Genomic DNA, 12,396 nt, shown 5'->3' with positions numbered 1-12,396 from the left:
CTGATCGGTCGCGTCGCCCTGGATCGCACTGCCCGGCAGTGCCACCGCGGCGGCAACGAGCTGGTCGCGGGTCCAGATCGTCCCGTCGTCGAAATGGACCTCATCGACACCGGAGCTTTCATCGACATAGGCGCTGCCGATCGTGATGGAATCGTCCGAGTTGGCCGATCTCAGGATCAGGTCGCCGGTCTGGGAGAAATAGACGGCAATGTCGGAGACCGCGACGGTCGAATCGAAAACGATCGCGTTCGTCGCGCCTGCGTCGCGGAAATCATTGACGTAGTCGTTACCGAAACCGCTGGAGAAGCGATAAACGTCCGAACCGGCATCGCCGATCAGGGCATCGTTGCCTGTGCCGCCATCGAAGATGTCGTTGCCATCCGCGCCCCACAGGACGTCGTCGTTCGCACCGCCGATCAACGTATCGTTGCCGCCACCCCCGTTGAGGGTATCGTTGTACGCCGTGCCGACCAGCGTATCGTCCGAGATCGCGCCTTGCACGTTGATCCCCGGCGCCGGCACCGCGGCGTTGACGATGTCGGCCAGCGCCCAGGTCGTCCCGTCCGCGAAGCGGATGCCGGCAATGCTCTGGTAGGGGTCCGTGCTCAGCGTATAGCGGACTTCGATGATGTCCTCGGTGCCTTTCACGTGCACGAGCAAGTCGTCGGTGAGGCCGCCGCCCTCATACCGGTCATAGGGACGCAGCAGCTCGATGTCTGCCGGCGTCAGGCTGGAACCGAACTCGATCCAGTCGAGCCCGGTGTCATCCGTGTCGATCGTGTCGTGGCCGAAACCCGCCGAGAACCGATAGACGTCGGCGCCCGCGCCACCGGACAGGGTATCGTTGCCGGTCCCGCCGCTCAGGACGTCAGCGCCGTCGCCGCCGTAGAGGCGATCGTTACCCGCGCCGCCGAGGAGCGTATCGTCGGTGCCATGGCCTTCAAGCAGGTCGTCCTTCGCCGATCCGCTCAGAGGGTTCGGAGTCGGGATGTCCGACGGGGAGATGGATCTGTTGTCGGGGAAGCTGACCGCGCGGGCCAGCATCTGCTGCCTGTCGAGCACGGTGCCGTCGGCGAAACGGATCTGCTGGATCGTATCGAGATCGCCGATCGTGATCCGGTCGTCGCTGCCGGCGAAGCGCAGTCGGGCCTGACCAAAATCGGCGTTGCCGTTGCCGTCGGTCGAGACATAGGCCTCCAGCACGAAATCGTCGATCGAACGCGAGGAATCGAACACGATGATGTTGTTGCTGCCGTTCGACGTGTTTTCCTGAATCGTGTCCTGGCCGAAGCCCGCTGAAAACCGGTAGGTGTCCGCGCCGGCATCGCCCGTCATCACGTCGTTGCCGGTGCCGCCGATCAGGACGTCGTTATAGGCGCTGCCCGTCAGCTGATCATAGCCGGCGCGACCATCCAATGTGGCGCCAGTCGCATAGGCTGACGCATTGAGGAATTCGGCAGCATCGGTCCCGACGATGCCGTTGCCGATCACCGCCCCGATCTGGGTCAGTCCGCTGCGGTCGTTGGCGTCGGCCAGCGCGAGCATGCCGGTGTAGTTGAGCGTGCTGCCGTCGGCGAAGCGTAGCTGCTCGATCCGGCTCCAGTCGGTATCGAGGCCTCGCTGGACCGTGATCCTGTCCTCGGTTCCCGCGATGGCAATGATCAGATCCTGGCCATTGCTGGCTCGCGTCAACGAGAGGTCGGCGGCGGTGATTCCGGCCCCGAACAGAATCGTGTCGTTGCCGTAATTCCAGTCGCTGATGACGTCCTGGCCATCCCCCCGGTTGAACACATAGGTGTCGTTGCCGTTGCCGCCACGCAGCCAGTCGTTGCCGGTGCCGCCGATCAGGATATCGTCGCCGTCGCGGCCATCAAGGATCGTATCGTTGCCGGCGCCCCCCGATATCGTATTGGCGAACTGGTCCCCGGCAAACGTGTCATCGCCGCTGGTCGGCGTCAGCGAGCGGTCGAGCAGCTGCGCGTAGCTGAGCGTGCTGCCGTCGCTGAAGCGCAGCTGCTCGATCCGGTTGTAATCGGTGCTGACGCCGCGCTCGATCGTGATCCTGTCTTCGGTTCCCGCGATGGCGATGATGAGGTCTTGGCCGCCATTGCCTTGCGTCACCACCACGTCGGCAGCCGTGATGCCGGAGCCGAGCTGGATGGTGTCAGTCCCGTAATTCCAGTCGCTGATAACGTCCTGACCGTCACCCCGATTGAAAATATAAGTGTCGTTGCCGCTGCCGCCGCGCAGCCAATCGTTACCGGCCCCGCCGATCAGGGTGTCGTCGCCTTCACGGGCATCCGAGATCGTGTCGTTGCCGACTCCGCCCGAGAGCGTGTTGGCAAACTGGTCCCCTGCGAACATGTCGTTGCCGGACGTCGGCGACAGCGACCGATCGACCATCTGCGTGTAGCTGAGCGTGCTGCCGTCGCCAAACCGCAGCTGTTCGATCCGATTGTAGTCGGTGCTGAGGCCGCGCTCGATCGTGATCCTGTCGTCGGTCCCCGCGATGGTGATGATCAGGTCCTGGCCGCTGTTGCCTTGCGTCACCACGACATCGGCGGCCGTGATGCCGGCACCGAACTGGATCGTGTCGGTCCCGTAATTCCAGTCGCTGATGATGTCCTGACCGTCACCCCGGTTGAACACATAGGTGTCGTTGCCACCGCCGCCGCGCAGCCAGTCGTTGCCGGTGCCGCCGGTCAGGACGTCGTTGCCGTCGCGGGCATCCGCCACCGTGTCGTTGCCGGCGCCGCCCGACAGCGTGTTGGCCGAATTGTCTCCGTTGAGCGTGTCATCGCCCCAACCGCCTTGAACGGGAGCCGAACCGTTGGCGCTCAAGGTCTGGTTGGCAACCACCGTGAACGCGGCGCCGGCAAAATTGACGCTGGTGAGGCTCGCCGGCGAGACGTTGTCCAGACGCAACAGCAGCCGGGCGTCGGCAAAGCGCTGCGTTCCCTGCTCCGCAAAATAGATCAGCGTGTCGGAGCCGACCGCGCGCGCCAGCAGCGTCCCGGGCAATCCCTCGGCAATGGCGATGCTGAGACTGTCGCCGGCATCGCCGCTCTTGAAGTTGGTGATGACGTCGACGCGTTCGCCCCACTGCGAAAGCGGCACGAAAACATCATATCTGTTCTGTGCGGCTGCACCGGCGAGCTCCCGTGCGAACAGGCCCGAGCCAATCTGCTCGACGGTCCCGACCGTCGACGGATCGACGCCGGCCCCTTGCAGGGTGGTGACCGACAGGATCTGGACCCGCTGATCGTTGGTTGCCCCGCCCGTGGCCGCGCCGAAACCGTACCAAACGTCGGAATCGCCGCCGAAGAGAGTGCCGACGACATCGTAGGTCTTGCGTCCGATCGGCGTTCCGTCGACGCTGTAGCTGAAGGTCTTGCTCGCCGCGTCCCAAGTGATGACGACATCGTGCCAGGCGGCATCCTCGAGCTGGCTGAAGTCGTGCTGCGGGTCGAAATTGTCGTCGCCGGTCTGGCCGTTGACGACGAACTGGCTGAAGTCGGTCGCCTGCCCCCAGGTATCGAAAATGACACCGAACGAGCCGGAGACCAGTGTGCCCATCCCGCCGCCGCCCGACCCCGTCAGCTCGCCCGCACTCTTGTTCTGAACTGCGAAGGACAAGCCGTCGGCACCGCCCTCGTTGGCACCGAAGAACATCTTCGTGGTCCAGACCACGTTCTGCGACAGGTCGATGCTGCCCCAGACCGCGCCGACCCTGCTGCCGGCCTCCGGCGTCAACTGATAGGTGCCGTTGCCGATCTCCGTGGCCGAACCGACCACGGCAAGGCCGCTGACGGGCCGCGAGACGGAGTCGTAGCGGGCGAGGCCGATGGTCGAGGATCCGGACGTTCCTCCTCCGCCGGATCCCGACCCCGCGCCTGCGAAGACCGGCGCGGCAAACGGGTCGGCCGTAGGATTGCTCGGATGCAGCACGTGCTCGGCCGCATCCGGCGTGAGCGCGCGCGAGAGCAGCGCCGCCGCATTCCATTGCGTGCCGTCGTTGAATCGCACGACGTCGATCGGTGGCGCACTCGCCGTGGCCTGGCCGACGATCGTCAGCCGGTCGTCGCTGCCGACGAAGCGCAGCACGATATCGTTGCCGTCCCTGACGACGACGACGTCGCTCGGCGCGATCCCACTGTTCAGGCGCAGTGTGTCGCTGGAGCCAGTTGCGTTCGCGGCCTCGCGGATCGTGTCGCGGCCATAGCCGCGGCCGAAGACGTAGGTGGTGTCGCCGATACCGCCGGCGAGCACATCGTCGCCCGCGCCGCCGTCGAGGGTGATCGCGACGTCGAGCTGCGGACCGAAATCGATCGCGTCGGCGCCCGCGCCGGTCGACGCGGCCGCGTGCGAAACGATGTCGGCGAGCTGCCAGACCGTGCCATCGGCGAATTCGAACTGCTCGACCCCATAGTCGGTCGCGCCGGTCCCGGCGCGGAACATATCCTTGAGCGTCAGACGGTCGTCGCTGCCGACGATGCCAATCACGAGGTCATTCGGACCGACCGAGAGGAAGCGGATATCGCTCGGCAGGATGCCGGCCGCGAAATGGACCTTGTCGACCTTGGACGCATCAGTGATCTCGACATCGGCGATCGCGTCCTGCCCGTCGCCGCGCCCGAAATAATAGGTATCGGCGCCGCTGCCGCCTTCCAGCAGATCGTCGCCCTTGCCGCCGGTGACGACGTCGGCACCCCGGCCGCCTTCGAGGTGATCGTTGCCGAGGCCGCCGAAGATCGCGGAGCCGATGTCGGGATTGGCGAGATCGGATGGAACGACGATATGGTCGTCGCCGTCGGTCGATCCGATCGAGGCGGCAAGCGCCCGGTAGCTGAGGCTACGACCGTCGGCAAAGACGATCTTCGCGATGACCGGATCGATATCGCCGGCGGGATCGACCAGCGTGACGCGGTCGTCGGTGCCGCTGATCGACAGCACGATGTTGCCGTCGGCATCCCGCGTCGTGACGACGTCCTCCAGCGCGATACCGGCACCGAAGACGAGCGTTCCCTTGCCGTCAGCCGAGCCATTGCTTTCGATGCGATCCTGCCCGTCGCCGCGTCCGAACCGGTAGATGTCGTCGCCACCGCCGCCGATGATCACGTCATCGCCGGTCCCGCCGCTGAACGTCTCGCTGCGCGCGGAGCCGGCGATGCGGTCGTCCTGCCAGGTCCCGACGTCGGCCGCCATGTCGCGGAGCTGGTCGAGCGTGAACGATGTGCCGTCGCTGAAACGAACCGCGTCGACGCCGTTCCAACCCCAGACGTAGCGCAGCACGATCTGATCGGTCGAATCGGCGAAGGACAGCACGAGCTCGTTACGCGCCGGATCGATCTGCGAAACGCGCAGTTCGTCGGGCCGATAGCCGGTGATGGCGAGCGTGTCGTTGCCGGAGCTGTCGTCGATCACGTCGCGGCCGTCGCCGCGCGTGAAGTTGTAGGTGTCGTCGCCTGCCCCGCCGCTCAGGAGGTCGTCCCCCGCGCCGCCGGCAATCACGTCTGCGCGACCGCTGCCGACGATGATGTCGCTCCCCGCGCTCGACTGTCCGGCGATGGCCGCCTGCACCAGCGCGGCCCCATTCCAGACGACGCCGTTGGCGAATTCGATATTCGGCAGGCTGCCGTTGCCGAGCGCGCCCCTGACGATCAGTTGGCTTCCCGACGAGAAGGAGACGATGAGGTCGGTCGAGTCGGTCGCGACGAGCCTGACCATGGCATCGCTCGAGGCGTACGCCTCGAGCACGACGGTCGCGCTCGTCACGCCGGCGGGCATCTCGACGCTGTCGATGCCTTCCGACGCGCCGATGACGACGCGCGAATCCTGGGCCAGGATGAGGCGGTCATGGCCGGCGCCGGGACGCAGCGTGCTGGCGGCCGGCAACTCGCGCAGGTCGACGAGGTCCTGGCTGGCGTTCGACAGACCGTCGCGGATGATACCGCGCACGTCTTCGATCGACAGCGTCGTGCCGTCGGCGAAGACGAAACCCTCGACCGGCCTCGCGCTATAGCCGGATAGGATCGCGAGCCGGTCGGTGCCGTTGCCGATCGAGATCAGCAGATCGCCGTCGATGTTGCTGAAATGGACGAGGTCGGAGGTAATGCCTTCGCCGAACACGACCTTGTCGACGCCGCCGGCGTCGTAGACGCTGTCACTGCCGTCACCGATGCCGAACTTGTAGGTGTCGTTGCCGAACCCGCCCTCGAGCGCGTCCTGGCCGGCCCCGCCGGACAGCGTATCGTCGCGGTTGTCGAAGCCGATCAGATGGTCGTCGCCGGCGGTGCCGGTCAGCATGCGGTCGATGATGGCCTCGACGGACAGAATCCGCCCGTCGGCAAATTCGAACTGCTCGACGCGGCTGGTCGACAGGCCGTCGACGATGGTCAGGACGTCGAGACCGCTGCCGAGATCGACGACGAGATCGTTGCCGTTGCGGCTGACGACGATGTCCTCGAAACGCACGGAGGCGCCGAACACCACGCGATCGACCATGCCCGCCGTGTCCGGCCGCTCGATGATGCGGTCGAAGCCGTAGCCGGCCGAGAAGGCGTAGGTGTCGGCGCGGTTGCCGCCGTAAAGCGTGTCGTCGCCCTGCCGCCCATCCAGCACGTTCTCCTGATCGAGCAGGCCCGTAATGACGTTGTCGCCCCGGTTGCCGCCGGCGATCTGGAGCAATTGCTCGACGTCCGAGATCTTGATGGTCGAGCCGTCGAAGAAGCGGAACAGCTCGACGCCATCCTCGGCGTCGCGGAACTGATTGCGGATGCGCAGCGTGTCGGTGCGGCCGGTGATCGAGATCAAGAGGTCGTCGCCGTCCTTGGTGAAGACGACGTTGTCACGGGTGATGCCGCCGCCGAACTCAACGACGTCGTCCACCGGCACGTGCACGCCGCGCCGGTCCGACCAGCTCGCGCGCACGCGGCGGTCGACGATGACGTCCTGGCCGTAGCCTGCATCGAACTTGTAGGTGTCGCCGCCGTCGCCGCCGATCAGCGTGTCGTTACCGCCGCGCCCGTCGAGCGTTTCGGCGAAATTCGAGCCGGTGATGGTCTCGTCGCCGTTGGTCCCGACGAGATCGATGTCCTCCGGATTGACGTCGAGGAACGACACCGTGCGGTCGGTGAAGACCAGGCTCTCGACCGCATAGGTTTGGCCGTCGTCGCGGACATACTGGTTCTCCAGCACGAAGCGCTGGCCGGTGGCGCGGACGGTGATGATGAGATCGAGCGCGGTGCGCGAGAAGTCGACGTCGGTCGACGCGATGCCGGAGAGAACGAGCTGATCGTTGCCCGAGCTGTCGAGGATGGTGTCGTTGCCCTCTCCGAGCGCGACGTAATAGACGTCGTTGCCGCCGAAGCCGACGAGACGGTCGTCGCCGGCGCCGCCGTCGATCGAGTCGGACAGCTCGTCGTAGCCGTAGATCGTGTCGTTGCCGGCGGTCTTGGCGATGTCGATGTAGTGCTGGGCCAGCTTGAACCCGGTCCAGACCGTGCCGTCGCCGAACTTGATGTCCTCGATGACGTTGATGAAGCCGAGGATCGGAACGGTGGCGAGGAAGTCCTGCAGCACGACCTCGTCGGTCGTGCCCTTGATGCGCATGCGCAGCGTATCGCTGGCGCCGTCGCGCAGGAAGTCGAGGTCGGTCCAGCGGATCTCGTCGGCGAATTGCAGCTTGTCGTGCTGCGGCGGATCGAACAGTCCGGGAATGGCGTTGTCGAGGACGACGTCGCGGCCGTAGCCGCGGCCGAAGACATAGGTGTCGTCGCCTTCCTTGCCGGACAGGAAGTCGTTGCCGGCCCCGCCGTCGAGCGTGTTGGCATTGAGCATGCCAAAGATCGCGTCGTCGTTCGCGGTCTTGGCGTTCTCCAGCACCTTCTCGACGATCTGCGTGAAATCGAGGCTGGAGCCGTCGTCGAACACGAAACGCTCGATCAGGTTCGGCGCGACATAGTCGAGCCCGTCGCTGCTGCCGAGCGCGTCGGAGAACAGGCCGAGGCCGGTCTTGACGCCGGCGAACTGGCCCTTGATGTCGAGCGTGTCACCGGTCGGATGGCCGTCGTCGTCGAGGAAGACGATCTTCAGATCGGGGCTTTCGCCGTCGCGGATCAGCTTCAAATTCTCGAGCTTGATGCCGCCCTTGAAGCTGAGCACGTCGATGCCGGCCTTGACCGGCCCGAACGAAAAATTGCCGAGGTCGTCGATGACGTCCTGTCCGTCGCCAGCCTGGAAGACGTAGATGTCCCCGCCGGCGCCGCCGCTCATATAGTCGTTGCCCTTGCCGCCCCAGAGGATGTCGGCCGAGCCCGAGCCCATCAGGCTGTCGTTGAACTGCCCCGCGGCGCGGTCCCTGTCGAGCACCTCCATCGACATGCGGAAGCGGTCCCAGGCCACGCCGTCGGCGAACACGATGGCGCTGACGCCGGAATCGACCCGCTTGCCGTTGCTCAGGAGCTCGTTGTTCTCGCCGAGGAACTGGTCGGTCAGGCGGATGGTGTTGGTGCGGCCGCGGATCTCCAGGATCAGGTCTTCGCCGTCGCGGATCGCCTTGACGTCGGTCGACAGCACGTCGGTGAGGCGCAGCTCGTCGCTGTCGCCAAAATCCTTGTCGTCGATGACGTCGTCGCCGGAATTGCGCCCGACGAAGTAGAAGTCGGCGCCTTTGCCGCCGCGCAGGGTCTGGTTCCCCGCGGTCATGTAGAAATAGTCGGTCGCGTCGGTGCCGTTGACGATGATGTCGCCGGCCGTGTGGGTGATGATGCGCTCGTCGCTGATCCCGAGCGCGTGCGCGACGCCGCGGATGTCGAGATCGACGCCGACCGTCTCGAAGGCCGGCAGCATCATCTGCATGATGAAGGCCTGGTTGACCGCGAGCGTGCTGCCGCCGAGATTGCCTTCGCCGGACGGATGATAATCCGGATAGACCTGCGCCAGGATCCCGTTCCACTGCGCGAGGTAGTCGAACACGGCATCATCAGTGTTGCTGGGCGGCGCGCCGGCGAAGATCGCCTCGAACATCGGGGCGAGCTCGCGATTGGTCGTCGGCTTGTAGCTGTCTGAGGCGGCGTCGTACGCGACCCCCTGGAAGAAATCCTTCAAGCCGCCCTGCATTGCGATGCGCACCGCATAGCGGCGCGAGGTCGCGATGTACTCGGTCATGACCGGCTGCAGCATGTCGATCATGGTCGCGATGCCGGAGACGTAGTGCGCCGGACCGGTCGACAGATTGGCGCTGCCGCCGGGGCCGACGGCATAGGCGATGTGCCCGGTCGCATTGTCGAGCTGCGCCGTCAGCATTTCGGGGTGAAAATCGATGCCGCCGAGCGAGGTCGCGAAGTGGAATTGCGCCGGCGTCAGCATCTCGACGCGATAGGTGGAATCGTCGGTCGAGTTCACCTCGTCGAGCGTATCGAAGTCGATCGCGTAGTTGCGCAGGTTGAATTCTCTGGAGTCGCCGGTCTTCCATTCCAGCTGCAGCGCGCGGTCGAGGTTGCGCGCCCAGACATAGAACGTGCCGTCCTGGTCGGTCACCTTGACCGTGTAGTCGACGGCGATGCCGTCGGTGAAGCGCACGCCGATCTTGTCGACGGGCAGGCTGGCATAGGGATTGAAGCCGAGCTGCTCGGCCCGCCACTCGGTGCCGGTGGGATGGGCGAGCGCGAGGATGGCGTCCTTGCTGGCGTAGCTGGTGGCGGCATCGGAGGCGAGCTTCCAGCTGCCGTCGGCCTGCTTGATGCCGTAGTCGAGGATGACGGCGCGCCCGTTGACGACGCTCATCAGATAGGGCGCGGCATCGCGATCCGTCAGCGCGGCGTCGCGGTCGGACGGCGACCAGGTCTGCTCCACGCGCCAGCTGGCGCCGGACGCTGCCGCCTGCGCCAGCACGTCCTGCATCGTCGCGCGCGCGATCGGCTGGCCCTGCGCGTCGAGCACCGGCGCGCCGGAGGCCAGCGTCCAGTAGCCGCCCTGGCTGTCCTCGACATAGACGCCGCGGTCGAGCAGCACGGCCTTGCCGCCTGCGTCGGTTCCGACCAGCACCGGCGTCAGCTCGCGCGTCTGTTCCAGCGCCTCGCCCCAGGCGCCGAGCACGTCGCCGACCTGCGCCACCAGCGTGCGCAGCTTCGGCGTCGTCATCGCCGCCGCCGTGGAGCTCACGAGCTGGCCGAACGCGATGTCGTTGGCTGCGGCCACCGCAAGGTTGGTCACCCGCCCAAAGCCCTTGACGTCGAGCGTCGAGCTCGACTGCCAGGCCGCCCGGCCCGCCTCGCCGGCATATCTGGTGTCGGTGTCGTTCGATGCCAGGATGGCGTCGAACATGTGCCTGACGGCGCCGCTCTGGAAGGTGATGTCGCCGACGCCGGTCAGGTGCGCGCCTTGCGGGGTACGGACGTCGATCGCGGTGGCGCCGAGATCGATGCTGACGATGCCGAGCTGATCGAGCGTCTTCAGCTCGCCCGCGTCGGTGATGCCGTCGCGGTCATAGTCCTGCCAGACCTTCAACTCGGACCATAGCACGTCCGCGGCCGTGATCTTGCCGTCACCATTGGAGTCAAGCTGCGAGAGCCGGGCAAAGCCGGACTGCCCGACCCCGCCGAACATCTCCGAGATGTCGTCGATCCCGCCATTGCCGTTGACGTCGCGGACCAGGAAGCCGTCGTCGCCCTTCAGCCAGCCGGTGCGCTCGGCGAACAGGTCGTGGTCGATATCGAAATAGACCTGGCTGACGCCGAGATCGGTCGTCTCGATGCCGTTACCATCGAGATCAATCACCAGCGGATCGGCGCCGTCCGCCCATTTCATGCCCTTCGCAAACCGCGTCGCGGCGGCACTGAGGGTCACGGCCTGATCAATCAGGGTATTGCCGCCATATTGAGCGGCAATGGCAATGCCGTACACCCCGAGCAGCGGCTCGAGCATCGTCATCAGATCGGCGATCGGATTGGGCGCCTTAAACACCATGCCGAAAGTGCCCTGGCCGGTAAGCTCTGCCTGCTGGAATCCGATGTAACTGCCGACGAGATCGAAGTTCTCGATCTTCATCCAGCCCTTCAGGATGCCTTGCGCATCCAGCGCCTGCTGCGCCTTGTAGGCGTCGCTCGCGGTGCCGCCGAACACCGCCGTGAACAACTGATCGAACTGGTTGGTGACGTACATGTCCAACCCGCCGCGGGCATTGGGTCGGAACGCATAGGTCATCCACGGCAGCAGATGATCGAAATAGATCGACTTCGCCGGATCGTATTTGCCGCCGTTTGCAGCAGCCGTTGCCAGGAAATTGGTGTAGCCGACGACGGCACCAACACCGCCGAATGCCGCAAGACCCGCGATGCCGCCTTCGGCATTGCCGCCGGTGAGGGTCAGTCCATAGAACTTAAGCACGTCATGGTGCTGCGCGTCCTTGACGATGGTGTTGGCCGAGTACCAGATGTTATCGGCGTTGGCCGCGGTGTCCTCGACCTTGACCGGGATCGTCTTGGGCGTACCGTCCGGATTGAGAACGGGATTGCCGTCTGCATCGAGAACGGGCTGATCCGAAAGGCCCCCGATCGTGTCGCCCCAGATGATGCCGCCGTTCGAGGTATTGTAGATCCAATCGCGACCAAGGCCACCGGCGGTCGTCGCCTTCTCACCTCCAGCGACGATAACCCAATCGTTACCCGCCCCACCGTCGAGAGTGAGACTCAGATCGCTTTGCGCAACCTGCCGCGTGTCCGGCTGGCCCGCCGGCGGAGGCGATCCAATCTTCTCGCCCGCATGGAGAACTGTTGGGAACACTCCGACAAGGACGTCGTCGCCCTTTCCTCCGAATCCCGCGCCATAGCCGGAGTGAAACAACCAGTCGTTTTGGTCACCGCCGAGCAGGATGGCGTCGTCCGATCCCCATAGAGCAGCGTTCTTCTCGTTGTAAGTGTAGCCCGCCCCGCCGGCCCCGACGATCTGGAACGTATCGATGGCGATCTGAGTGATGCCGGCCAGAAGCTCCTTGGCTTGCGTTGCGGTTGGCAGAAGACTTGCCGCCTCCTTGAGGTAAGAAGCCGCGACTCCCTCAAAGCTCTTCATATACCCAAGAACAGTCGACGCAGATTTATAGAGGATCGAACTCTGCTGGTCGGCATACGCCTCAACGAGATTGGCGGCTACGCTGCGCACGCCCAGATACAGGCCCGCCCCCATGAAGGCGACGACTCCGGCGGTCCCCCACACCGGAGAAGTCGAGATCGCGAGGCTTGACAGGGCGCCAACGACCGGAATCGCAACTGCTGTGATCAGCGCCGTCTTCGCGGCCCAGGCAAAGAACGGTGCCGTAAATCCGCCGGCCTTCTTGTATTCGGCAACGCCATCAAGGACGCCCAACAAGGCACCGATCGCAGCGCCGGTCAGTTTCAA

The 12,396-nt window shown here is 65.2% G+C and carries 1 protein-coding gene (running past one end of the window); it reads right to left on the bottom strand.

The annotated features are described in order from the left end of the window. Positions 1–12,396: the beginning of a tandem-95 repeat protein gene (locus BM118_RS42560; protein ID WP_283806360.1), read on the bottom strand. Its footprint begins 19,911 nt before the window's first position; 12,396 of the gene's 32,307 nt are visible here — the first part of the coding sequence; the start codon lies at positions 12,394–12,396; its stop codon lies beyond the left edge, outside the window.

Origin of the sequence: Bradyrhizobium sp. cf659, from assembly GCF_900113725.1 — a bacterium.
GTDB lineage: Bacteria > Pseudomonadota > Alphaproteobacteria > Rhizobiales > Xanthobacteraceae > Bradyrhizobium.
Note: the sequence above shows the minus strand (reverse complement) of the source record. Positions and strands in the feature narration are given on the sequence as shown.